The sequence below is a fragment of the Streptomyces sp. NPDC048353 genome, from assembly GCF_055587165.1.
This window is the reverse complement of record NZ_JBVJGU010000004.1, coordinates 205,736-229,458: the sequence shown is the minus strand read 5'-3', so window position 1 is coordinate 229,458 and position 23,723 is coordinate 205,736. Positions and strand designations below refer to the sequence as shown.

Annotated in this window: 23 protein-coding genes; 9 read left to right on the top strand and 14 right to left on the bottom strand. The window is 73.1% G+C overall.

The window, feature by feature from the left end; all coding sequences use genetic code 11:
- Positions 1-79 precede the first annotated feature (79 nt).
- On the top strand, positions 80-1,366 hold the full coding sequence (locus tag ACZ6RC_RS16250; protein ID WP_469583292.1) for an MFS transporter: 1,287 nt from the start codon (positions 80-82) through the stop codon (positions 1,364-1,366).
- Positions 1,367-1,472: 106 nt separating this feature from the next.
- A complete protein-coding gene (locus tag ACZ6RC_RS16245) occupies positions 1,473-2,282 on the top strand; it encodes a maleylpyruvate isomerase family mycothiol-dependent enzyme (protein WP_469584330.1) in 810 nt (269 codons plus the stop codon).
- Between the two features lie 38 nt (positions 2,283-2,320).
- Here the strand turns inward: ACZ6RC_RS16245 and ACZ6RC_RS16240 are convergent, their stop codons facing one another.
- From ACZ6RC_RS16240 to ACZ6RC_RS16220, 5 genes are all read right to left on the bottom strand, one after another.
- Positions 2,321-2,986: a response regulator gene (locus ACZ6RC_RS16240; protein ID WP_469583289.1), complete on the bottom strand. Its 666-nt coding sequence runs from the start codon at positions 2,984-2,986 to the stop codon at positions 2,321-2,323.
- A complete protein-coding gene (locus ACZ6RC_RS16235; RefSeq protein ID WP_469583286.1) occupies positions 2,983-4,242 on the bottom strand; it encodes a sensor histidine kinase in 1,260 nt (419 codons plus the stop codon). The genes ACZ6RC_RS16240 and ACZ6RC_RS16235 overlap by 4 nt, the downstream gene beginning before the upstream one ends.
- Positions 4,243-4,419: 177 nt before the next feature.
- The gene (locus tag ACZ6RC_RS16230) at positions 4,420-4,794 is read right to left on the bottom strand and encodes a hypothetical protein (protein WP_469583283.1); all 375 of its coding nucleotides are present in this window, start codon (positions 4,792-4,794) and stop codon (positions 4,420-4,422) included.
- A gap of 24 nt (positions 4,795-4,818) precedes the next feature.
- Positions 4,819-5,280 (bottom strand): DUF2199 domain-containing protein, encoded by a 462-nt coding sequence (locus tag ACZ6RC_RS16225; RefSeq protein WP_469584327.1) that lies wholly within the window; start codon positions 5,278-5,280, stop codon positions 4,819-4,821.
- A gap of 633 nt (positions 5,281-5,913) precedes the next feature.
- Positions 5,914-7,218, bottom strand: a complete 1,305-nt coding sequence (locus ACZ6RC_RS16220) for a geranylgeranyl reductase family protein (RefSeq protein ID WP_469584324.1) — start codon at positions 7,216-7,218, stop codon at positions 5,914-5,916.
- 507 nt (positions 7,219-7,725) lie between these two features.
- Between ACZ6RC_RS16220 and ACZ6RC_RS16215 the strand changes: the two genes are divergently transcribed.
- Both ACZ6RC_RS16215 and ACZ6RC_RS16210 read left to right on the top strand, forming a co-directional pair.
- A complete protein-coding gene (locus ACZ6RC_RS16215) occupies positions 7,726-9,090 on the top strand; it encodes a dipeptidase (RefSeq protein WP_391138009.1) in 1,365 nt (454 codons plus the stop codon).
- Between the two features lie 180 nt (positions 9,091-9,270).
- Complete coding sequence (locus ACZ6RC_RS16210; protein WP_469583280.1) at positions 9,271-9,966, top strand: MBL fold metallo-hydrolase; 696 nt, start codon at positions 9,271-9,273, stop codon at positions 9,964-9,966.
- A gap of 122 nt (positions 9,967-10,088) precedes the next feature.
- Here the strand turns inward: ACZ6RC_RS16210 and ACZ6RC_RS16205 are convergent, their stop codons facing one another.
- Positions 10,089-11,132 (bottom strand): NUDIX hydrolase, encoded by a 1,044-nt coding sequence (locus ACZ6RC_RS16205; protein WP_469584321.1) that lies wholly within the window; start codon positions 11,130-11,132, stop codon positions 10,089-10,091.
- A gap of 215 nt (positions 11,133-11,347) precedes the next feature.
- On the opposite strand from ACZ6RC_RS16205, the gene ACZ6RC_RS16200 reads away from it, so the two are divergent.
- Positions 11,348-11,560, top strand: coding sequence for a hypothetical protein (locus ACZ6RC_RS16200; RefSeq protein ID WP_391138016.1), 213 nt, complete (start codon positions 11,348-11,350; stop codon positions 11,558-11,560).
- A 53-nt stretch (positions 11,561-11,613) separates the two neighbouring features.
- On the opposite strand, the gene ACZ6RC_RS16195 is transcribed toward ACZ6RC_RS16200, so the two are convergent.
- On the bottom strand, positions 11,614-12,585 hold the full coding sequence (locus ACZ6RC_RS16195) for an ROK family protein (RefSeq protein WP_469583277.1): 972 nt from the start codon (positions 12,583-12,585) through the stop codon (positions 11,614-11,616).
- 210 nt (positions 12,586-12,795) lie between these two features.
- Here ACZ6RC_RS16195 and ACZ6RC_RS16190 point away from each other — a divergent pair, with 210 nt between their 5' ends.
- The 3 genes from ACZ6RC_RS16190 (at position 12,796) to ACZ6RC_RS16180 (ending at position 15,835) form a co-directional block, all read left to right on the top strand.
- On the top strand, positions 12,796-13,776 hold the full coding sequence (locus ACZ6RC_RS16190) for a LacI family DNA-binding transcriptional regulator (protein WP_469584318.1): 981 nt from the start codon (positions 12,796-12,798) through the stop codon (positions 13,774-13,776).
- 168 nt (positions 13,777-13,944) lie between these two features.
- Complete coding sequence (locus ACZ6RC_RS16185) at positions 13,945-14,589, top strand: dihydrofolate reductase family protein (protein WP_469583274.1); 645 nt, start codon at positions 13,945-13,947, stop codon at positions 14,587-14,589.
- A 208-nt stretch (positions 14,590-14,797) separates the two neighbouring features.
- Positions 14,798-15,835, top strand: coding sequence for a PP2C family protein-serine/threonine phosphatase (locus ACZ6RC_RS16180; protein WP_469583270.1), 1,038 nt, complete (start codon positions 14,798-14,800; stop codon positions 15,833-15,835).
- A 40-nt stretch (positions 15,836-15,875) separates the two neighbouring features.
- Here ACZ6RC_RS16180 and ACZ6RC_RS16175 read toward each other — a convergent pair whose 3' ends face one another.
- The 6 genes from ACZ6RC_RS16175 to ACZ6RC_RS16150 all read right to left on the bottom strand — a co-directional run bounded on the left by ACZ6RC_RS16175 (position 15,876) and on the right by ACZ6RC_RS16150 (position 21,641).
- A complete protein-coding gene (locus ACZ6RC_RS16175) occupies positions 15,876-16,880 on the bottom strand; it encodes a phosphotransferase family protein (RefSeq protein ID WP_469583268.1) in 1,005 nt (334 codons plus the stop codon).
- Positions 16,881-17,058: 178 nt separating this feature from the next.
- On the bottom strand, positions 17,059-18,348 hold the full coding sequence (locus ACZ6RC_RS16170) for a DUF6986 family protein (protein ID WP_469583265.1): 1,290 nt from the start codon (positions 18,346-18,348) through the stop codon (positions 17,059-17,061).
- Positions 18,349-18,515: 167 nt separating this feature from the next.
- Complete coding sequence (locus ACZ6RC_RS16165) at positions 18,516-19,478, bottom strand: electron transfer flavoprotein subunit alpha/FixB family protein (RefSeq protein ID WP_469583261.1); 963 nt, start codon at positions 19,476-19,478, stop codon at positions 18,516-18,518.
- Between the two features lie 88 nt (positions 19,479-19,566).
- Positions 19,567-20,352 (bottom strand): electron transfer flavoprotein subunit beta/FixA family protein, encoded by a 786-nt coding sequence (locus tag ACZ6RC_RS16160; RefSeq protein ID WP_453619971.1) that lies wholly within the window; start codon positions 20,350-20,352, stop codon positions 19,567-19,569.
- A 219-nt stretch (positions 20,353-20,571) separates the two neighbouring features.
- A complete protein-coding gene (locus ACZ6RC_RS16155) occupies positions 20,572-21,087 on the bottom strand; it encodes a flavin reductase family protein (protein WP_469583257.1) in 516 nt (171 codons plus the stop codon).
- Between the two features lie 200 nt (positions 21,088-21,287).
- Entirely contained in the window at positions 21,288-21,641 is a 354-nt protein-coding gene (locus ACZ6RC_RS16150) for a TlpA family protein disulfide reductase (RefSeq protein WP_391138043.1), read from the bottom strand.
- Positions 21,642-21,928: 287 nt separating this feature from the next.
- Between ACZ6RC_RS16150 and ACZ6RC_RS16145 the strand changes: the two genes are divergently transcribed.
- Entirely contained in the window at positions 21,929-22,651 is a 723-nt protein-coding gene (locus ACZ6RC_RS16145) for a lysophospholipid acyltransferase family protein (RefSeq protein WP_391138046.1), read from the top strand.
- Positions 22,652-22,675: 24 nt separating this feature from the next.
- Here ACZ6RC_RS16145 and ACZ6RC_RS16140 read toward each other — a convergent pair whose 3' ends face one another.
- Positions 22,676-23,368: a B3/B4 domain-containing protein gene (locus ACZ6RC_RS16140; protein WP_469583253.1), complete on the bottom strand. Its 693-nt coding sequence runs from the start codon at positions 23,366-23,368 to the stop codon at positions 22,676-22,678.
- Positions 23,369-23,723 lie beyond the last annotated feature (355 nt).

Here is a 23,723-nt window from a genome sequence, read left to right as displayed (position 1 = left end):
CGTCGCCGTGATCCCGGCCACTGGTTTTCCGGCGGGAGGCCGGTTGAAAACCACCCGGCCGGACCCCTATCCTGCATTTGTGCCGCTACTAAACAAAGTACGGACGGCCGCAGCGGGGAGCCCCGGCGGAGACACCGCCGCCCACTCCCTGTCCCGCCTCCGCTCCGCCCTGACCCTCTTCTTCGCCCTCGACGGATTCCTCTTCGCCGGCTGGGTGGTCCGCATCCCGGCCATCAAGCAGCAGACCGGCTCCAGCGCGAGCGACCTCGGGCTCGCGCTGCTCGGCGTCTCCGCCGGGGCCGTGGTGACCATGACGCTGACCGGGCGCCTCTGCCGGCGTTACGGCAGCCACGCCGTCACGGTCGTCACGGCGCTGCTGCTCTCCCTCTCCATCGCGCTGCCCGCGCTGACCGGCTCGCCGCTCGCCCTCGGTCTTGTCCTGCTCGTCTTCGGCGCGGCCTACGGCGGGATCAACGTCGCCATGAACAGCGCGGCCGTCGACCTCGTCGCCGCCCTGCGCCGCCCGGTGATGCCCAGCTTCCACGCCGCGTTCAGCCTCGGCGGGATGCTCGGCGCGGGCCTCGGCGGCCTGGTCGCCGGCGGCCTGTCCCCCGCGACGCACCTGTTCGCCCTGACGGCCGTCGGCCTGCTGCTCACCGCCGTCGCCGGCCCCGTCCTGCTCCGGCACCCCTCCCCGGCCCCGCCGGAGGCCGAAACCGTCCCCCAGGCCGCGGCCGCCCGATCACACGGCCGGGCAGGATCGCGGAGCGGAGAGGGATCCGAGGCAAATGACGGATCACAGGGCCGGAACGGATCGCGCAAGCTCGTGATCGTGTTCGGCGTGATCGCGCTCTGCACGGCGTACGGCGAAGGGGCCCTGGCCGACTGGGGCGCGCTGCACTTGGAGCAGGACCTCGACGCCCACCCGGGCATCGCCGCCGCCGGCTACTCCCTCTTCGCGCTGACGATGACCCTCGGCCGGCTCTCCGGCACCGCCCTGCTCGAACGCCTCGGCCAGACCCGGACCCTGGTCGCAGGCGGCACGACCGCCGCCGCCGGAATGCTGCTGGGCGCCCTCGCCCCCACCATCTGGGCCGCGCTCCTCGGCTTCGCCGTGACCGGCCTCGGCCTGGCCAACATCTTCCCCGTCGCCGTGGCGCGCGCGGGAGCCCTGGCCGGCCCCAGCGGTGTCGCCACCGCCTCCACCCTCGGCTACGGCGGCATGCTCCTCGGCCCCCCGTCGATCGGCTTCCTCGCCGACTGGTTCTCGCTCCCGGTCGCCCTCACCACCGTAGCGGTCCTCGCGGCCGGTGCCGCGGTGATCGGCTTCGCGGCCCGCAACGCCAAGGCACCCGAGCCGAGTTGACCGAGGATCGCCCGGCGCCACGGGACGGGTGGCCTCCGGGCGGCCGGAGACGAGGGCCATCCGCTACCCGTCCCGTCGGCTGGCAGAATCCCGGCACATGGAGATCATGAAGACAGCCGCCCACATCGAGACCCTCGACGCGCAGGGCCGGTCCCTCGCCGAGATCGCCGCCGCGGCGGGCATGGACGCCGAGGTCGCGACCTGCCCGGGCTGGCGGGTACGCGATCTGCTGCGGCACACGACGATGGTGCACCGCTGGGCGGCCGCCTTCGTCTCCGAGGGCCACACCTCCTACCACCCCGACGGCGGCGAGCCCGATCTCGACGGCGACGCCCTGCTCGCCCACTACCGCGAGGGGCACACCCGGCTCGTCGCCGCCCTGCGTCAGGCACCGGACACCCTGGAGTGCTGGGCGTTCCTGCCCGCCCCCTCGCCCCTCGCGTTCTGGGCCCGGCGGCAGGCCCACGAGACGACCGTCCACCGCGCCGACGCCGCATCCGCGCTGCCCGGGGGCGCGCCGGGACAGGTGGACCCGACCGCCGCCGCGGACGGAATCGACGAGCTGCTGCGCGGCTTCCACGCCCGCGACCGCAGCCGGATGCGGACCGCCGAACCGCGCACCCTGCGCGTACGGGCGACGGACACCGGTGACGTATGGACCGTGCACCTGTCGCCGGAGCCGCCGCGGACCGACTACTCGGGCGCGCACCCGGCAGGCCCCGGAGACACGGCGGGCATGGCGGGCACAGGCGTGGCGGCGGGCCCGGCGCGAGCGGCGGACTGCGAGCTCAGCGGGCCCGCCGACCGGCTCTACCTCACGCTCTGGAACCGGCTCCCGCACACCGCCGTGTCCGTGACCGGCGACGCCTCCCTCGCCGAGCTGTGGCGGAAGAACTCCGGCATCACCTGGTCGTAGACCGACGCGGCGGGGGCGGGGCGGCGGGGGCGGGGCGGTCAGCCCAGCCAGCCCGGGCGCACGAGCCCCGACTCGTAGGCGAGGACGACCAGTTGGGCCCGGTCCCGGGCCCCGAGCTTCACCATCGCCCGGCTCACATGCGTCTTGGCGGTCAGCGGGCTGACGACCAGCCGTCCGGCGATCTCCTCGTTCGAGAGGCCGATCCCGACCAAGGCCATCACCTCCCGCTCCCGCTCGGTGAGTCCGTCGAGGCCGCGCGCGTCCGCCGGGACCTTGGAACGGGCCGCGAACTCCTCGATCAGCCGGCGCGTCACCCCCGGCGAGAGCAGCGCGTCCCCCTCCACCACCGCGCGCACGGCCCGCAGCAGCTCCTCCGGTTCGGTGTCCTTGACGAGGAAGCCCGAGGCGCCGGAGCGGATGGCCTCGAAGACGTACTCGTCCAGCTCGAAGGTGGTCAGCATGACCACCCTGACCGCGCCGAGGGCGGGGTCCCCGGTGATCGCACGGGTGGCGGCCAGACCGTCCCGCCGGGGCATCCGGATGTCCATGAGGACGACGTCCGGGCGCGCCTCACCCACCAGCGCCACGGCCTTCTCGCCGTCCGCCGCCTCCCCCACGACCTCGATGTCCGGCTGGGCGTCCAGGAGCGCGCGGAACCCCGCCCGTACCAGCGACTGGTCGTCGACGAGCAGGACGCGGATCACGGCGTCTCCTTCGGGCGGACGGGCAGGACCGCGCGCACCCGGAAGCCGCCGTCCGGCCGGGTGCCCGCCTCGATGGTGCCACCGAGCGCCGCGGCACGCTCCCGCATGCCGGCGAGTCCGTGGCCGCTGCCGCCCGCCTCGGCGCTCGCGCCTCCGGTGGACGCGGCGGCGGCCGGTCCCTCGTCGTCGATACGGAGTTCCAGACGGCCGGGGGTGTAGTGGATCACGACCCGGGCGGTACGGGACGCGGAGTGCCGGACCACGTTGGTCAGCGCCTCCTGCACGATCCGGAAGGCCGCGAGATCGGCGCCGGGCGGCAGCGCCACCGGCTGCCCCTCGGTGACGGCGTCCACGGTGAGCCCGGCGGAGGCAGCCTGCTCGACGAGTTCCGGCAGCCGGTCGAGCCCGGGCGCCGGCGTGCGCGGCGCCTCTCCGGGCGCCCGCAGGGTCGCCAGCACCTGACGTACCTCCCCCAACGCCTCCTTGCTCGCCGCCTTGATGGTGGTGAGCGCCGTACGAGCCTGCTCCGGGTCGCTGTCGAGGAGGGCGAGGCCGACCCCGGCCTGGACGTTGATCACGGAGATCGAGTGGGCGAGGACGTCGTGCAGTTCGCGGGCGATCCGCAGGCGTTCCTCGTCGGCCCTGCGCTTCTCGGCCGCGGCGCGTTCGGCGCGCTGCTGCGCCCACTGCTCGCGGCGGACCCTGACCAGTTCGGAGGCGGCGAGGATCGCGACGACGAAGGCGGCGACGGGGAGTTCCCGCCCCCAGGGGGCCGCCGGGTCCCCGCCGGGCGGGAGGTGGCGGTACAGCCAGTGGCCGATCAGCAGGTTCCCGAGCCAGAGCCCGCCGAGCGCCGCCCAGGCCGCGTACCGGTGCCCGTGCACGATCGCGGCGTAGCAGGCGACGGCGACGGTGAGGAAGACGGGGCCGTAGGCGTACCCGGCGGCGAAGTACGCGAGAGTGGCCGCCGCCACGCCGAAGACGACCGGGACCGGGTGGCGGTTGCGCAGCAGGAGCAGCGCGGCCCCGGCCAGCAGCAGCACGCGGCCGAGCGCGTCCAGCGGCTCCCGGTCGGGCTGCCCCTGCGACGCGAAGCCGGAACCCACCGTCACGAAGACCGCCAGGAGCAGTGTCGATCGCCAGGGCAGTCCGCCGCCGGGCCCGGGCCCCGCCCACTGCCACAGCCGGGCCGGCCCGCTCCGCGCCTCGCGTGCCGAGGGCGGTCCGCCGCGGCCGGGTGTCCGGTGTTCGTCCATGGCCGCCACGCTAGACGCGGACGGGACGCCCCGGCGTCAGCCGGGCGTGGTGGTCACGCCTACTCCCGGGGAAGTACGCCGTCCGCGCGGAGGGTGTCCGCCGCAGTGAAGGTGAACCACCGGAGCTCTGTGACCAGCAGTGGCTCAGGTGCACTGAGACCGGGACGGGGCTTCGTCTCAGTCAACCTGGCCGGTGGAAGCCTCTGTCGAGACTTCCCGTTCGGTGGCGAACTCGTCCAGGAGCTGGAAGAGCACAGCGATCGCGTGCTGCTCGTCCTCCTCCGGCAGTTCCCACATATTGGCCCAGCCGTCGGGAAGCGCGATGTGCAAGACCTGGCCGGGCCAGGCGTGCTGACACTCCTTGCCTCGTCGAGCGACGAGCCACTCATGCCATCCGGCAAGTCCAGGGGCGCCGTGGCGGATCGCGTGCTGGTCGTAGCCGAGTAAGAACGCCGTCAGCACGTGGAAGGTTGTCCTTCCGACGAACATGCCCGGCCTCTGACCGACATGGGCGAAGTACTCGCGCTCGCTCATCTCCGAGAGCTGCTTCATGAGGTCCTCCCTTTCCAGCTCAGATCAGGCGTTGTCGGCGGAGGAATGGAGAACGGTCTCGGCGATCTCGCGGACCCGGTCCAGGGTGATACCGGTTCGCTGCTCGACCGCGAGGGGATGGTCCGTGGGTTCCAGCTCGATAAGAGGGCGCTCGCCGACCGGGCGGGTGTGAACGTGGGTCTTCAAGTTGATGGTGCTCGGGAAGCAGAGGGAAAGATCGGTGCTCAGCCAGCCGAAGTACGGCTCCTCTGCCTCGCGGCCGGGGGTGTCCCACCTGTCCGCGGCGCGAGCGAAGCTCTCGCGGCTCAGGGAGACCCAGACGCCCCATGAGAACACGTCGTCGCTGCCGATGACCGGTATTTCGATCAGACCTTTGACGAAGTAGTACTGGGCCTGGATCACGCACTGATCCGAGGAGAGCAGGCTGTCCGAACGATCAGCGAAGCTCTCGTCCCACACGTAGGGGGCGGTGGCCGAGTAGTTCATCGCCGGCTCCGAGTGGTGCGCCCCACAGCACGAGCAGGTGAAACCGAGATCGTTGGTCATGATCGGAGCCTAATCGGGCCCGTATCGGCCGCGGCATCCAGGCCGTCGATGGGCCCCGTGCCGCAGCGACGATGGACCCCACAGGCGCCCTGACCAGCCGCAGATCAGGTTTGAGGCAGACAGCGCGGGGCTTTGCCTTCATCGAGCCTGGGGGCATCACCTGTGGTCGGCCCTGCGCCATCGGGGCGGCATGTACCGGCCGACTTCGCAGCATTGTTCACTGGTCGGCGTAGCCAGCACGGACGACCGGGCAAGCTGTTCACGCGCCGGCGGCCGCGATCCTGTTGCCCGGGTCCGTGCGACCACCTTGCCGTCTCGACGCTCTGCCGGCCGTACCCTTCGCCGGGAACGGACAGGACGATCTTCCGGACCGTCGCCCGCCCGGTCCAGCAAGTCCGCCGCAGCCCGAACGGCCTCCTGCGCCTGCTGCTCGCGCTCGCTCAGCATCTGTGGACCCGGCCGAAGGCGAACTCGCCGGGGAGCGCCGACGCTGTCGTCGCAGCGCCGGCGAATCGATCCGTCAGAGCCTGCCCGGGCTCGGCCCGGTCAGGGACCCGAGGGGTCCCGGCGGTATCAGGGCTTTTCGGGAGCCGTCGGGTCCGGGGTGCCCGGGGCGGCGTCCTCGGGGACCGAATCGGCGATGGACTCCGCCGCGTCCGGGCCGTCCGCGGAGCCGGGGGCGATGCCCCGGCCCGCCGCCGTGCCGCCCGCCGCCGCCATACGGCGGTCCAGGAGGTCCAGCGCCCGGCGCGCCAGCCCGTTCGAGCGCACGAGGCCGGCGAGCGTGGTGGAGCCGCGGGTGATGTCCGTGAAGGCGTTCCACGCCGGTCGCAGGCCGGTGATCGCCGCGTGCAGCAGACCGGGGCGGCGCTCGAAGAGCGCGAGCATCCGCCGCCCGACCGCCATCTCCACGCCGAGGCCGGCCTTGATCGCGAAGGCGTAGTTCAGCGCCTGGCGGCGCGCGTCGACGGCGTCGTTCGCCTCGGCGATCCGCACCGCCCACTCGCCCGCGAGCCGCCCCGAGCGCAGCGCGAACGAGATGCCCTCGCGGGTCCACGGCTCCAGGAGGCCCGCCGCGTCGCCGCACACGAGGACGCGGCCGCGCGAGAGCGGCGAGTCGTCGCTGCGGCAGCGCGTGAGGTGACCGGAGGAGATCGCCGGTTCGAAGCCCGCCAGACCCAGGCGGGCGATGAAGTCCTCCAGGTACCGCTTGGTCGCCGCGCCCTCGCCGCGTGCCGAGATGACACCCACAGTGAGCGTGTCGCCCTTGGGGAAGACCCAGCCGTAACTGCCCGGCATCGGCCCCCAGTCGATGAGGACCCGCCCCTTCCAGTCCTCGGCCACCGACGGCGGTACGGGAATCTCCGCCTCCAGGCCGAGGTCCACCTGGTCGAGCTTGACCCCGACGTGGGCGCCTATCCGGCCGGCGCTGCCGTCCGCGCCGACGACGGCCCGCGCGAGGAGCGTCTCGCCGTCGGCGAGGACCACGGCGACGGTCCGCCGATCGGGGACGGCCGGTCCGTGCTGCTCGACGCGCGAGACGGTGGCGCCGGTGCGCAGCTCGGCGCCCGCCTTCTGCGCCTGCTCGACCAGGCCGGCGTCGAACTCGGGACGGTTGATGAGGCCGAAGAGCATCCGGCGCGAGCGCCGGGTGCGGGCGAAGCGTCCGTTGTGGGAGAAGGTGACGGCGTGCACCCGGTCCTGGAGCGGGAGTTCGAAGCCCGGCGGGAGCGCGTCGCGGGAGGGCCCGATGATGCCGCCGCCGCAGGTCTTGTAGCGGGGCAGTTCCGCCTTCTCCAGGAGCAGGACCCGGCGGCCGGCGACCGCCGCGGCGTAGGCCGCGGACGCGCCCGCGGGGCCCGCCCCGACGACGATCACGTCCCAGACGGTCGGAGCCCCCTCGGGGAAGAGCGTCTCCGCACCGGCTTCCGCACCGGCCTCGGGAGCGCCCGCCTCGGCTTCCCCGGCGGCCCGGTCCGCTGCCTCCGGACTCCCGCCGGTCCCGGCATCGCCGTGGGCGTCACCTTCGCCGTGGGCATCGCCGTGGGCATCGCCATCGGCGCCGGAAGCGGCCTGCGCCGCCTCGGGGGCCGGAAGGACCTCCTGGGCCTCACTCGCCTCAAGGGCCTCACGGGCCTCGGATGCCTCGGATCCGGTCCCCGTCTCCGGGGCGGCGAAGGCCGCTTCCGACTCCGCCGCTCCGGCGTCTGCGTTCTCGCTGCTCACGATGTGCTTCTGCTCCTGATCCGACCGGTGGTCCCTGCTCTGTACCGCATCCTACGGCGCGGCCCTCGACGGCCCGCGCCGTAGGATCGACCGTACGTTCGCCGTACACCCGACAACGGCAACGCCACTCTTAACGTCGCACCCACCAGGAGCGTGCCCATGACCGCGAATCCGATCGCCGAGACCGTCGCCGGCCTCATGCCCCGTGCCCGCGCGGAGCTCGCGGAGCTGGTGGCCTTCGAGTCGGTCGCGGACGAGGCCGTGGCGCCCCGCAGCGAATGCGAGGCCGCCGCCGCCTGGGTGGCCGACGCGCTGCGCGCCGAGGAGTTCCAGGACGTGGAGCTGCTCGACACCCCCGACGGCTCGCAGTCGGTGTACGGCGTGCTGCCCGGCCCGGCCGGCGCCCCGACCGTCCTCCTCTACGCGCACTACGACGTGCAGCCGAAGCTGGACGAGTCGGCGTGGCTCAGCCCGCCGTTCGAGCTGACGGAGCGGAACGGACGCTGGTACGGACGGGGCGCGGCCGACTGCAAGGGCGGCTTCATCATGCACCTGCTGGCGCTGCGCGCGCTGAAGGCGAACGGCGGGGTGCCGGTCACGGTCAAGATGATCGTGGAGGGGTCGGAGGAGCAGGGCACGGGCGGTCTGGAGCGGTACGCCGAGGCGCACCCCGACCTGCTGGCGGCGGACACGATCGTGATCGGCGACACCGGCAACTTCCGGGTCGGTCTGCCGACGGTGACCGCGACCCTGCGCGGGATGACGATGATCCGGGTCCGGATCGACACCCTCGAAGGGAACCTGCACTCCGGCCAGTTCGGCGGTGCCGCGCCCGACGCGCTGGCCGCGCTGATCCGTGTCCTGGACACGCTGCGCGCCGAGGACGGCTCCACGGTCATCGACGGTCTGCCGGCCGACGCCGTGTGGGAGGGCCTGCAGTACCCGGAGGAGGAGTTCCGCAGGGATGCCCGGGTCCTGGACGGGGTGGGCCTGCCGGGCAACGGCACGGTCGCCGACCGGATCTGGGCTCGCCCGGCGGTCACCGTCATCGGCATCGACTGCCACCCGGTGGCGGGTGCGACGCCGTCGATTCCGTCGACCGCCCGCGCCCAGATCAGCCTGCGGGTCCCGCCGGGCCAGGACGCCGCGGAGGCGACCCAGCTGCTCTTCGCGCACATCCAGAAGCGAGTGCCGTGGAACGCGCGGGTGAGCTTCGAGCAGATCGGCCAGGGCCAGCCGTTCAGCGCGGACGTGACGAGCCCGGCGTACACCTCGATGGCCGAGGCCATGCGGATCGCCTACCCAGGCGAGGAGATGCAGGCCTCCGGCATGGGCGGCTCGATCCCGCTCTGCAGCACGCTCGCCGCGCTCTACCCGAAGGCGGAGATCCTGCTGATCGGCCTGAGCGAGCCGGAGGCGCAGATCCACGCGGTGAACGAGTCGGTGTCCCCGGAGGAGCTGGAGCGGCTCTCGGTGACGGAGGCGCACTTCCTGGTGAACTACGCGCGCTCGAAGCGGGTCTGAGCGGAGGATCCGCCGGACGCGGCGCCCGAGGGGTCGGCGGGCCCGCCGTCCCCTCGGGCCGGCGGTTCGGCGGTTCGGCTGGCTCCGGGGGCCGGCGGGGAGCGGGTGTTCAGCGCTCGGCGAAGCTCGCCGAGAGCGTAGCGGCCTACGGCGGACGGACGTGATGCGTACGTTCGCCGTATGGACCTCATCGAGATCACCCCGCGGCTGCACATGCTCCGTTTCCCCATCGGCCAGGCATATCTGTGGCGGGACGGCGACGAGTCGACCCTGATCGACGCCGGGTGGGTGGGCGCGGCCGACGCGATGGAGACGGCGATACGGACGGTGGGTCTCGACCCCGCGCGGCTGCGCCGGATCGTGCTCACCCACTGCCACCGCGACCATGTGGGCTCGGCCGGGGAACTGGCGGAGCGGTACGGCGCGGAGATCCTGGCCCACCGCCTGGACGCCCCGGTGGTCCGCGGCGACGCCCCGGTCCCGGAGCCCGACCTGCTCGACTGGGAGCTCCCGCTGTACGAGCACGGCCTGACCGTCCCCGAGGCTCCGCCCACCCGGGTGGACCGCGAACTGGAGGGCGGGGAGGTGCTCGACTTCGGGGACGGGGCCGTGGTGGTGCACACGCCGGGGCACACCGACGGCTCGCTCGCGGTCCATCTGCCGCGCCACGGCGTGCTGTTCACCGGGGACACGGTCGCCGCCGTGCAGGGGGTGACGTTCGGCGTCTTCCATGTGGACCGCGACCGCGCGAGGACGTCGATGCGCCGGCTCGCGGAGCTGGAGCCGGCCGTCCTCTGCTGCGGCCACGGCGACCCGGTGACGCAGGACGCGGCGGACCTGCTGCGGTCGGCGGCGACGACGACGACGGACGCCTAGGGCGTGTTTCGAAAGTCACGCCTGGCCGCGGGCGGACGACTTCCGAACCACGCCCTAGGGAGCCTCCGGTCAGTCCCCTCGGACCGGCCGACGGGCCCGTACCCGCCCGACCGCCGCAGCGATCAGCCGACGGGCACGCCGGCCTCGCAGTTCAGGACGGTGCCGCGTTCACGGGCGCGCAGGGCCCAGCGCAGGCGCTGGTAGCGGACGGGCGGGAGCATCTCGGCGGCCTCTTCCTCGGTGACGAAGCGCCAGGCGCGCAGTTCGGCCCCGGGCAGCAGGAGGCGGTCGGCCCGGGCGGCGGGCAGCCGGCCGCCGTCGAAGAGGAACCGCAGACCGCCGTAGCCGGGCGGCTGCGGGCGCTCCCAGTCGACGAGCAACAGGCGGGGCACGGCCTCCAGTTCGACGCCGATCTCCTCGGCCACCTCGCGCATGCCCGCGCGGGCCGGGGGCTCGCCCCGTTCGACGACGCCGCCGGGGAACTCCCAGCCGGGCTTGTAAGTCGGATCGACGAGAAGGAAACGATCTTGCTCGTCGAAGAGCAGCACGCCCGCGGCCAGCGTCTCGCCGGTCGGCTCGGGCGTCTGGACGATGCCGCAGGAGCCGGCGGCGCCGCTGCCGAGGGCCTCGACGACGGCGGCGGCCGCCTCGGCGACGGAGAGCGCTGAGGTGTCGACGGTGTGGGCGTCGGCGTCGAGCCAGTCGGCCCGGGCGGCCCGGTAGGGTTCGATGTGGTCCAACGACCACTGGCGGACGCGCTCGAAGCTCCTGGGGTCGGAGCCGTCCGGCGTCCGGGCCGTGATCCGTTCGCGCAGGATCGTTTCGTCGGGAGCGAGCAGCACATGCCGCACCTCGATGCGACGGGCGGCGAGACCGCCGAATATCTCGTCGCGGTACTCCTGCCGCAGCAGGGTCATCGGGACGATGAGCACACCGCCGACCTCGGCGAGCAGAGCGGCGGCGGTGTCCACGACCATGCGGCGCCAGATCGGCAGGTCCTGGAAGTCGTTGACCTCGGCGAGTCGTTTCTGCGGAAGCAGCCAGCCCATCGCGCCGCCGATGAGCTCGGGGTCGTACAGCGTGCTGTGCGGGATCAGATCGACCAGCTCGCGCGCGGTGCTCGACTTGCCCGCGCCGAACGCACCGTTGATCCAGACGATCACGATTCCCCCTCTTCGGTAGCCCCCAGTGGCTTGCCCGCAACACCCTGCCACGGAAACCCCCGCGGGCAATCGGGCGATTCGGCCGGGCCGCAGGCCTGGTCGGGCCGGACGGGGGTACGCGAAGAGCAGACGCGTCACCGAACGAACGCGCGTGCGGGGCGGTGCGTAACACTTCGGGGCCGGCTGTCGTTGAACCGGCAAGGCAAGGGGGTGCGGAGATGAACCGTACGGTATTGGAGAAGTTTCCCGCGGGCGGTCCGCGGGGCAGTTGGCCGGCGGAGGAGTTCGCCAGCGCACGCCGGGACGAAGGACTCCCGGCGAAGGTGATCATGGACCTGGAGTCCGACACCTTCCTCGTCATCGTCGAACAGCGGACGGCCCGTTCCACCTCGGCCCGTCCGCCGAAGACGCCCCAACCGGCGGGCCGCTGACGGCCCCTGCCCGTCGAGCGGACGGCGCTACGTCCCCGACACGGCCCGGCCCGTCACGCTCGGCGCGCCGTCGCGGGCGTGGGAGTGCGGGGCGGGGACGCCGCGGCCGCCGCGCCCAGGAGTCCGGCGTCCGTGCCCGTCAGTGCCGGGGCGACCGTCAGGTCGCGGACGAAGGAGAGCGTGGCGTACGACCGCAGGGCGTGGCGGAGGGGCGCGAAGAGGACGTCGCCCGCGCCCGCCACTCCCCCGCCGATGACCGCGATGTCGATCTCCACCAGTGTGGCGGTCGCGGCGATTCCGGCGGCCAGTGCCTGGGCGGCGCGGTCGAAGGAGGCCACGGCGACCGGCTCCCCCGCCTTCGCGGCGGCGGCCACCGCAGCGGCGGAGGTGTCGCCGTCCGGGCCAGGCCGCCAGCCGTTCTCCAGGGCGCGGCGGGCGATGTGCGGCCCGCTCGCGATCCGCTCCACGCAGCCGCGTCCGCCACAGGCGCACGGGTCGCCGTCAAGGTCGACGCTGATGTGACCGATGTGGCCGGCGTTCCCGGTGGGACCCGGGTGCACCCGGCCGTCGAGGACCAGGCCGCCGCCCACGCCCGTGGAGACGACCAGGCAGAGGGCGTTGGCATGGCCCCGGGCCGCGCCCCGCCAGTGCTCGGCCGCCGTCATCGCGACGCCGTCGCCGACCAGCGTGACGGGCCGGCCCCCCACGACCCGGCGGACCCGCTCGACCAGCGGGAACCCGCGCCAGCCGGGGACGTTGACCGGGCTGACCGTGCCCGTGGAGGCGTCCACCGGGCCCGCGCTGCCGATCCCCACCGCGTGCGCCGCCTCCCACAGGGGCGAACGGGCCAGCTCCGCCAGCACCTCCTCCACCGCCCGCATCACCGTCTCGCCGTCCTCGCGCGCGGGCGTGGGCCGCTGCGCACGGAGGAGGATCCGGCCGTCGCCGTCCACCAGCGCACCGGCGATCTTGGTGCCGCCGATGTCCAGTGCGACGACGAGGCCGGCGACGAGGTCGGTGTGCATGGGGCGAGGTCTCCAGGAGGGCAGCCGGAACGATGATCGGTGTGATGTACAGTCTCCCCTCCTCTGACAACGTTGTCCAGGGCCTATGCTCGACAACATCACGACGGTATCCGCGAAGCCGTCCGCCGAGCGTCCGACAAGACAGAGGATCTGCGCACCGTGGCCGACAACGCCCGCCGCCCCGAGCACCGTTACGGCAATCGGCCCACGATGAAGGATGTCGCGGCGCGGGCCGGCGTGGGACTGAAGACGGTCTCCCGGGTGGTCAACGGCGAGCCGGGGGTCACGCCCGACACCGAGCGGCGGGTCCAGGAGGCGATCGACACCCTCGGCTTCCGCCGCAACGACAGCGCGCGCGTGTTGCGCAAGGGCCGCACCGCCTCCGTCGGGCTGGTCCTGGAGGATTTGGCGGACCCCTTCTACGGCCCGCTCAGCCGCGCCGTCGAGGAGGTCGCCCGCGCCCACGGCGCGCTGCTCATCAACGGTTCCAGCGCGGAGGACCCCGACCGGGAGCAGGAGCTGGCGCTCGCGCTCTGCGCGCGGCGGGTCGACGGGCTGATCATCATCCCGGCCGGCTCGGACCACCGCTATCTCGAACCGGAGATGAGGGCGGGCGTGGCCACCGTCTTCGTCGACCGTCCGGCGGGCGGGGTCGAGGCGGACACGGTGCTCTCGGACAGCTTCGGCGGGGCGCGGGCCGGCGTGGCCCATCTGATCGCCCACGGCCACCGCCGCATCGGTTTCATCGGCGACCGGCCGCGCATCCACACGGCGACCGAGCGGCTGCGGGGCTACCGCGCGGCGATGGAGGAGGCGGGTCTTGCGGTGGACCCGTCGTGGGTCTCGCTGGGGCCGACGGACCCGCTGCGGGTACGGGACGCGGTGGAGGCGATGGTGGCGGGCGGGGAGCCTGTGACGGCGCTCTTCGCGGGGAACAACCGGGTCACGGTCACGGCGGTCCGCGCCCTGGCCGGACGCGACCACCCGGTGGCCCTGGTGGGCTTCGACGACATCGAACTGGCCGACCTCCTGGGCATCACGGTCATCGCCCAGGACGCGGCGGCGCTGGGGCGCACGGCGGCCGAGCGCCTTTTCCGCCGTCTCGACGGCATCGACGAGGCGCCGGCGCGGGTGGTGCTGGGCACGACGCTGATCCCGCGCGGTTCGGGGGAGATCGCTCCCCCGGCCTGAGCGCCTCTTCTCTCGTTTGCGGCTCGGTTCGCCGGCCGCCCCGAGCCCGTGGCCTCCGTTACGGCCGCCGGGGCGCCCGGAGGGAGGGGCTCCGGCGCGGCGATGAGTCTCGGGGCACCCGTGGGTCTATCTCTATGACGGAGACAACCGACTCATCGGGAGCACGCCATGGGACTCATCCACATCGAGCTGTTCGCGACCCTCGACCTCGTCGGGCAGGCACCCGGCGGGCCCGACGAGGACCCCGCGGGGTTCCCGTTCGGCGGCTGGCAGGCACCCTTGCTCGACGAGGTCGCCGGGGCGCAGATCGGTGCCGCGTACGAGGGCACGGACGCGCTCCTGCTCGGCCGGCGGACGTACGACATCTTCGCCGGCTTCTGGCCCCACCAGGAGGGTGGCGAGGACAGTGAGATCGCCACGCTCTTCAACCGCGTCCCGAAGTACGTGGCCTCCCGCGGGACGCCCGACCTCTCCTGGGCCGGGTCCTCGCAGCTCGGCCCGGACCTCGCCGCCGCGGTGCGCGAGGTCCGGGAGCGGCACGAGAACGTGAAGGTCGTCGGGAGCCTGAACCTCGTGCAGACCCTTCTGCGCGAGAAGCTGTTCGACCGCGTCGATCTCTGGTTGCACCCGGTGGTGCTCGGCGTCGGCAAGAAGGTGTTCGACGAGGGCGCGGTGCCCACCAACCTCACGCTCCTCGCGCCCCCGGCGGCCGGCCCGAAGGGCGCCGTGTACCTGCGCTACGGGCTCGCCGACGGCACCCCTGCGACCGGCGACATGAGCAAGCCCGACCGCGGTACCGCGAGCGACGGCTGAAGCCGCCCCGCGCCGCTCCGGAGCCCTGACGCCCGGCGGCACCGCTCCGGAGGTCCGCGCCCGGCGGCAGTCCGGCCACGGCGGAGCCGGGCGTCGGCGGATGCCCCTGTGCGTCAGAGCGCTATGCCCGGCTTGCCCGGATATCGTGGGGAGGGTGATCGAGTCTGGACGGCCGCGGCACCGTCGGCGCTACGGCCGGGGGAGGCTTGTGCGGCTGTCGCCGGTCATCCTGACCGTGGTGATCGCCGGTCTGGCCTACGCCACCCCGCCGGAAATGGCGTTCAGCCGCCTCCTACCCGCGGCCCCGGCCCTGGCCGCCGCCATGTGGCCGGTCCTCCCCACCATCCTGCTCGGCACGGTCTGCCTCCTTCTGATGATCGGCCTCAGCCTCGTCTTCCCCGACCTGGGGACGTGGTGGACGGCCGCGGGGATCATCGCGGTGACGGTGGCCGCCGCCTATGGGAGTCATGTCCGGCTCCAGCGGGAGCGCACGCTCTTCCAGGTGCGGCTCGTCGCCGACGCGGCGCAGAAGGTGGTGCTGAGCCCGCTGCCCCGCCGCTTCGGCAGCATCGAGCTCGAGTCGCTGTACGTCGCGGCCGCGGCGGAGGCCCGTATCGGCGGGGACTTCTACGAGGTGGTCGACACGCCCCACGGGGTCAGGCTGCTCATCGGCGACGTGCGGGGCAAGGGCCTGCCGGCGGTCGGGGCGGCCGCCGCGATCGTCAACGCCTTCCGGGAGGCCGCGTACGGCGAGACCGACATGGTCGACGTCGCGCGCAGGCTGGACGCCGGCAGTACCCGCTACAACGCCGCGTTTCCCCCCGAGGGGCCGATGGAGCGCTTCGCCACCGCCCTGCTCGTCGAGATCCCGCACGGGGGCGGACGGATCGACGTCCTCAACTGCGGCCACCCCCCGCCGCTGCTCGTGAACCACGGAAAGGTGCGCATCCTCGAACCGGGCACGCCGTCTCCACCGCTCAGCCTCGCCGAGCTGATCGGCGATCACTACACCGTCGACACCTTCGCCTTCGCCCCCGACGACCTGTTGCTGCTCTACACCGACGGGATCGCCGAGGCGCGCGCCCGCGACGGCGAGTTCTTCCCGCTGGCGGCGTGGCTGCGCCGGCAGCCCCTGGCCCCGCCCCGCGAACTGCTCGCGGCCCTGCACCACGATCTCCTCCGCTACAGCAGGGGCCGGCTCGACGACGACATCGCCGCCCTCGCCGTACGCCTGCGCGCGCCCTGAGCCGGGGAGCGGCCGGCCGCGGTCCCCGGTCCCGGGCGGCTCACCCGGACGGCCGGGCCGGGGCGGGCCCGCCGAGCAGGGCCAGGGTCTCGCTCAGCCGCTCGCGGGCCCAGTCGTACTGTTCGGTGTCGGTGTACGCCCGGAAGTCCGTCTCGATGATCTGGATCAGGGCGAGGTGGAGGTTGTACAGCCGTCGGCGGGTCCGCTCGGCCGGGGTGAACGGCCGGTGGCCGTAACCACGGATGAAGGCCGCGGAGTCGCCGTACGCGCTCGACTCGCTGCCCGCGAAGCCGAACTCCATCAGCGGATCGCCGTAGAACGCCCGCTCGTGGTCGAGGATCGCGACGATCGCGCCGTCGCGCACCATGCAGTTGCCCGGCCACAGGTCCCATTCGACGAACCGGGGCTCGGTCACCTCGTCCAGCGCGCCGGCGTGGGCCGCCACGACGTCGCGGATCACGGTGGGGTCGTGGCCCAGGTCGACGGCGCGTCGCGCGCCGTCGGCCAGCAGTTCCTCGACCATCCGGTGGAAGGCCGCGCGCCAGGTGGGTTCGCCCGGCCCGGCCAGCGGTCCGAAGGCGGGGCCGGGGATGCCGTTCAGCTCCCGCGTGACCGCGCCGAGCGCCTCGTCGTAGGCGTCGGCCTCCGCGCCGGTCAGGGTGGGTCGGATGCCGTTGAGGTTGTGCGCGTCGACGTACGTCATGAAGAAGTAGTCGGCGTCGCACAGCTCACGGGTCCGGTCGGCGAAGTCGACCGCGGGCACGGGGACCTTCGTATGCTCCCGGACCAGCCGCAGCGCCGCCAGTTCGGTGGCCATGGCACCGCGCTCGTACGTCATGACCTCGACGTCCGGCGGCGGCGCGATCTTGAGAACGACCCGTGTGCCGGACCGCAGCCGGATCCGGTAGGCCACGTTGAACCAGCCGTCGCTCAGCTCGTCGGCCCAGTCCTCGCCCGCGTCGCAGACCTCGTCCGGTCCGTAGGCGCGGGCGACCATCGCGCGAAGCGCCTCGACGGGCTGCCGGTTCTTGGTGATGCTCTCCATCAGTCCTCCGCCCGAAGCATGACCGGACGGTAGCAGCGGGACCGCACTGCTGCCTCAACGGGCTTGTCCCGCCTCGCTGTTGCCCGGAAGGACACCGGGCCCCGTACTCCGGTGGGCGCGTGGAGTGCGTGCCGGAGTACGGGGCCCGGTGGAGGCCGCGGGGCGGGGCGGCGGCTCGCTACGGGGCCGTCGTGGTCAGGTCGCCGCGCCGCGGGGCCGCGAAGCGGTCCAGGTCGGTGCGGGTCAGGCCGGTGAGGGCCTGGACCTCGGCCGTGTCCAGGGCGCCGCAGTCGATGCCGCGCAGCAGGTAGGAGCTGAGGGCCTTGGCGGTGGCGGGTTCGTCCATGACGTCGCCGCCGGCGTGGTTGGCGTAGGCGGAGATGCGCTGGGCGGCGGCCTCGAAGCCCTCGCGGTAGAAGGCGAAGACGGCGGCGTAGCGGGTGGGGATGTGGCCCGGGTGCATGTCCCAGCCCTGGTAGTAGGCGCGGGCGAGGGCGCGTCGGGTGAGGCCGTAGTGCAGGCGCCAGGCCTCGTGGACGTGTTCGGTGGAGCCCACCGGGAGGACGTTGGTGGAGCCGTCGGAGACGCGGACGCCGGTGCCTGCGGCGGCGACCTGCATGATCGCCTTGGCGTGGTCGGCGGCCGGGTGGTCGCTGGCCTGGTAGGCGGCGGAGACGCCGAGGCAGGCGCTGTAGTCGAAGGTGCCGTAGTGCAGTCCGGTGGCGCGGCCCTCGGCGGCGTCGATCATCCGGGCGACGGCGGCGGTGCCGTCGGCGGCGAGGATGGACTGGCTGGTCTCGATCTGGATCTCGAAGCCGAGGCGGCCGGCGTCCAGGCCGTGGGCCTTCTCGAAGGCCTCCAGGAGGCGTACGAAGGCGGAGACCTGCTCGGGGTAGGTCACCTTGGGGAGGGTGAGGACCAGGCCGTCGGGGAGGCCGCCGTGCTCCATGAGGCCGGTGAGGAAGATGTCGGTGGTGCGGATGCCGCGGTCGCGGACGGCGGCCTCCATGCACTTCATCCGGATGCCCATGTACGGGGCGGCGGCGCCGTCGCGGTAGGCCTCGGCGATCAGCCGGGCGGCGCGGGCGGCGTCGTGGTCCTCGTCCGTGCCGGCGTAGCCGTCCTCGAAGTCGACGCGCAGGTCCTCGATGGGCTCGCGCTCCAGCTTGGCCCGTACGCGTCCGTAGACGTCCTCGGCGAGGGAGCCGGGGAGGCCGAGGACGGCGGCGAAGGTCTCGGCGTCGCGCGCGTGCTCGTCGAGCGCCGCGAGGGCCTGGTCGCCCCAGGAGCGGATGGTCGTGGCGTCGAAGAGCTGGCCCGGGACGTAGACGGTGTGGACGGGCTGGCGGGTGCCGGGGTCTCCCGGGTAGCGGCGGTCCAGCTCGGCGTCCACGGCTGCGAGGGAGGCGCTGATGCCCTCGCTGACCGCGCCCGCGAGGCTCGTTGCCACCTTCTCCTGCTGACCCATTCCCACACCCTTCTCTTTTCCGCTTCACGGAATCAACAATCCGTATAGCGAAGTTAATAGGCCCCGGGACCTGCGTCAATGGTTGTCCGAAACGGCCGGGGGCCGCACGGTGAGAGATCACCGTGCGGCCCCCGGGCCCGAAAGAAGCGCAGGTCACGCGCGCCAGGTCAGCCCTTGCGGGCCTTGACCTCTTCGGTCAGCTGCGGGACGACCTCGAAGAGGTCGCCGACGACGCCGTAGTCGACCAGGTCGAAGATCGGGGCCTCGGCGTCCTTGTTGACGGCCACGATGGTCTTCGAGGTCTGCATGCCGGCGCGGTGCTGGATCGCGCCGGAGATGCCGGAGGCGATGTACAGCTGCGGCGAGACCGACTTGCCGGTCTGGCCGACCTGGTTGGAGTGCGGGTACCAGCCGGCGTCGACGGCGGCGCGGGAGGCGCCGACGGCCGCGCCGAGCGAGTCGGCGAGGGCCTCGATGATCGCGAAGTTCTCGGCGCCGTTGACGCCGCGACCGCCGGAGACCACGATGGCGGCCTCGGTCAGCTCCGGGCGGCCGGTGGACTCGCGCGGGGTGCGGGCGGTCACCTTGGTGCCGGTGGCCAGCTCGCCGAAGGAGACCGCGAGGGCCTCGACGGTGCCGGCGGCCGGCGCGGCCTCCACGGCGACCGAGTTCGGCTTGACCGTGATGACCGGGGTGCCCTTGGACACCCGGGACTTGGTGGTGAAGGAGGCGGCGAACGCGGACTGCGTCGCGACCGGGCCCTCGGCGCCGGACTCGAGGTCGACGGCGTCGGTGATGATGCCGGAGCCGATGCGGACCGCGAGGCGGGCCGCGATCTCCTTGCCCTCGGCGGAGGACGGGACGAGCACGGCGGCCGGGGACACCGCTTCGTAGGCGGCCTGGAGGGCGTCCACCTTCGGTACGACGAGGTAGTCGGCGAACTCGGGGGCGTCGGCGGTGAGGACCTTCACCGCGCCGTGCTCGGCGAGGGCCGGGGCGGTGGCCTCGGCGCCGTTGCCCAGCGCGACGGCGACGGGCTCGCCGATGCGGCGGGCCAGCGTCAGCAGCTCGAGGGTGGGCTTGCGGACGGCTCCGTCGACGTGGTCGACGTAGACGAGAATCTCAGCCATGGGACTTCCATCTCCTGCGAACGAAAAAGGGGCGGTCTGAGGGGCTCGCGCGAGCCCTGGAGGAACTCCGGGCACGCGGGACGGCCTCCTAGATGAACTTCTGCTCCGCAAGGAAGGCCGCCAGCTGCCTGCCGCCCTCGCCCTCGTCCTTGACGATCGTGCCCGCGGTGCGCGCGGGACGCTCGGCCGCGGAGTCGACGGCGGTCCAGGCGCCTTCCAGACCCACTTCCTCGGCCTCGATCTCGAGGTCGGAGAGGTCCAGGGACTCCACCGGCTTCTTCTTGGCGGCCATGATGCCCTTGAAGGACGGGTAGCGGGCCTCGCCCGACTGGTCCGTCACGGAGACGACGGCCGGAAGCGCGGCCTCGAGCTGCTCGGAGGCGGTGTCGCCGTCGCGGCGGCCGGTCACCTTGCCGTCCTCGACCTTGACCTCGGAGAGCAGCGTGACCTGCGGGACGCCCAGGCGCTCGGCGAGGATGGCCGGGAGGACACCCATGGTGCCGTCGGTGGAGGCCATGCCGGCGATGACGACGTCGTAGCCGGTCTTCTCGATCGCCTTGGCGAGCACCAGCGAGGTGCCCATGACGTCGGTGCCGTGGAGGTCGTCGTCCTCGACGTGGACGGCCTTGTCGGCGCCCATCGACAGCGCCTTGCGCAGGGCGTCCTTGGCGTCCTCGGGGCCGACCGTGAGGACGGTGACCTCGGCGTCGTCCGCCTCTTCGGCGATCTGCAGCGCCTGCTCGACGGCGTACTCGTCGAGTTCCGACAGCAGGCCGTCGACGTCGTCGCGGTCGACGGTCAGGTCATCGGCGAAGTGCCGGTCGCCGGTGGCGTCGGGCACGTACTTCACACAGACAACGATCCTCAAGCTCACGCCGGCTCTCCTACTGCATCGTCATAACGGGCTGCCTTGTTGCTCGCAGCATAGGCGCCTGAAGGGCGGGTTTCCGGTCGGGGCGGCTTGCGCCCCGGCGAAAATATTACTCGCCAGTACAGCCAGTTCGTTACCGGTGAGCAAGCGCTCAGGCGTGTGAGCTTGGCAACGCCCGGACGGCCGGTGCCGTCGGTCGTGCGGGGGTTTCGGTGTCGTCAGTCAGTCGCGCAGGGCGTGGAACCCGCCTTGGTGGTAGAGCAGCGGCCGGCCGGCCCCGGCGGGGTCGCCGGCGACGGCTTCGGCGATCACGATCCGGTGGTCCCCGGCGGGGATCCTGGCCACCACGCGGCAGACCAGCCAGGCGAGGACGCCGTCGAGGACGGGGACTCCCTCGGGGCCGGTGCTCCACCGGGTGTCCGGGCCGAAGCGGTCGGCGCCGCTGCGCGCGAACGTCTCGGCCAGCTCGCGTTGGTGGTCGCCGAGTATGTGCACGCCGACGTGTTCGGCCTCGGCGAGCACGGGCCAGCTCGACGAGGCGGTGCCCACCCCGAAGGAGATCAGGGGAGGCTCGGCGGCGACGGAGTTGAGCGAGGTGGCGGTGAAGCCGACGGGGCGGTCGCCGTGGGCGGTGATGACCGCGACTCCGGCGGCGTGCCGCCGGAAGACGGAGCGCAGGAGGTCGGGGGAGGCCGAGCGGGGGGCGGGTACGGTGCGGAGCTCGGGTGAGGCCGTCATGGAACTGTCCTTCGGCGAGGGCGTGGTGAGAGGGGTCCGTGGGTTCTCAGACACCCTGACAGCGCGCGCTCGCGTGGTGGTCGGGGTCCGCATGGACCCGCCCGTGGCGAAGGAGTTCTGGGGGCAGCACCGTGCCAGCCTGACGATCGGTGGTGGGCACAGTCAAGTGCGTACCGGCATGTGCGAGATGTGTCACGGCGTCAGACCGCCCGGCCGAGCGCCGCGATGACGTCCGCGCGGCGGGGCTGTCCGGCGGCCCGGACGACGATCCGTCCGGCGCGGTCGAGGACGAGCACCGTGGGGGTGCGGACGACTTCCAGCGCGCGCACCAGGTCGAGGCGCTCCTCGGCGTCGATCTCCACGTGGCCGACGCCCTCGACCATGGCCGCGACCTCGGTCAGGGTGCGCCGGGTGGCCCGGCAGGGCTGGCAGAAGGCCGTGGAGAACTGCACGAGCGTGGCCCGCTCCCCCAGCGGGACCCCCAGGTCCGCGGCGTCCAGCACCCGCGCGGCTGCCGCCGTACCGGCTTCCGGTTCCTGCCGCCGCCCGTCCATGCCCGCTCCCTCGCCTCTCCGTCTGCCGTCCGTCCCCTCAGGCCGCCCCTGGGGATGCCCGTACGGGACCCGTACGGGTGTTCCGTACCGCCCCGTGCAGCGTCCCACGGCACCGATCGATTCCCGCCACGACCACCCGGAGTGACGAGAATCTCTCTGCACGAAGCCGTCAGGACTGGTACCGGACGCCCACATGGGGCACGATCTGCCCAAAGCCGAAAACCTACGGCCGCGTAACTTCCGCCGGGAGCAGCCTCCCCAGGAACAGAAGAAGGGGTTCCTCTCTGATGGCAGAACTCGTCTATCGGCCGGTCATCGGCGCCGCCCTCACGATGTTCAAGGCGCTCGACCTCAAGATCGACACGCAGGGTTCGGAGCACATCCCCCGCACGGGCGGCGCGGTGCTGGTCAGCAACCACATCAGCTATCTGGACTTCATCTTCACGGGCCTGGCCGCGCTTCCGCAGAAGCGTCTGGTCCGCTTCATGGCCAAGGACTCGGTCTTCCGGCACAAGGTGTCGGGGCCTCTGATGCGCGGCATGAAGCACATTCCGGTGGACCGCGCCCAGGGCGAGCACGCCTACCAGCACGCGCTGGAGTCGCTGAAGGCCGGCGAGATCATCGGCGTCTTCCCCGAGGCGACCATCTCCCAGTCGTTCACGCTGAAGAGCTTCAAGTCGGGTGCGGCGCGCCTCGCGCAGGAGGCCGGGGTGCCGCTGATCCCGATGGCCCTGTGGGGCACCCAGCGGGTCTGGACGAAGGGCCGCGCGCGGAACTTCAAGCGCAGCCACATCCCGGTGACGATAAGGGTCGGCGAGCCCATGGAGGCCCCGGCGGACCAGTACGCGGGCGCCATCACCCGGCGGCTGCGGGAGCGCGTCCAGGAGCTGCTGGAGGCCGCGCAGCGTGCCTATCCCGTGCGCCCCAAGGACGCGGGCGACACCTGGTGGGTGCCCGCGCACCTCGGGGGTACGGCTCCGACCCCGGCGCAGGTCAAGGAAGCCGGCTGACCGACCGCCCCCGCGCGCGGGGCGTCACTCCGGGGTGCCGACCGTGATCCGCGCCCCGGGGCTCAGCTTCTCCAGGGACTCGGCCAGCTCCGCGCCGGCGGCGAGGAGCTCGTCGTGGGTCATGGGGGCCAGTGACTCCAGCAGGAAGATCGCGTTGGCCGTGGTCTCCTCGATACGGGTGCGCGGCCCCTGGCGCCAGTTCCAGCGGCGGCAGGTGACGCCCGCATCGTCCCGCCAGACGATCTCGCCGGGCTCGGGGTGCTCCACGGTCTCCTCGCCGCCGGCCGTGGTCACGAACGGTTCGTCGCCGGCCGCGCGCAGGAGCCGCATCTCGCCCTGGATGCGGTCCAGGTCCTCGCCGCCGACCGGGATCAGGTGGGCGACGCTGATCGCGTTGTAGGCGTCGACGAGCCGGTTGATCCGGGGCAGGCCGCCGTCCGCGAGCGCGCGCTTGGCGAGCGCCTCGGCGGAGTTGCGGGTACGGGACGGCTTCGCGCCGAAGGCGCTGTAGGCGGCCCGCCAGGCCGCGATGTGCGGGTCCTTGTCCGGAGCGGCGCCGTCGAGGCGCTCCGCGAGGCGTCGGGCGGCGTCGTCGAGGAGCGCCGAACTGGCCTCGTGGCTCGGCCCGTTGACGAGGCCGTGGGCCTCGACGGCGAGGTGGGTGAAGCCGGGTACGAGGGCACGCACCTCGTCGGACACGGTGAGGGTGAGAGGCATCGTCGTCCTTGCGTCAGGGTTCCGTCGGAAGGGTCCGCGAGCGGGACGGCCGGGCGGGAGCGGAGGTCGACGCGCTCGGGAACGGCCGGATGCGGTTCAGCGTACAGCACCGGCGAGTCCACTTCATTGGACTTGGGGCGGACGGCCGCCTGGGGAGGACGCCACCCTCGGCGCGCGGGCCGTCAGCGGCCGTACTCCGCGCCTCATGCGCGCGGCCGTCGACACGGAAGCGGGGGGGGGGGGGGGCGGGGGGGGGGGGGGGGGGGGGCGGGGGGGGGGGGGGGGGGGGGGGGGGGGCGTCTGGGGGAGCAGCGCCTCGGTGATCCGGGACCTGGGAGGGTGCGCGTCGGTGGTC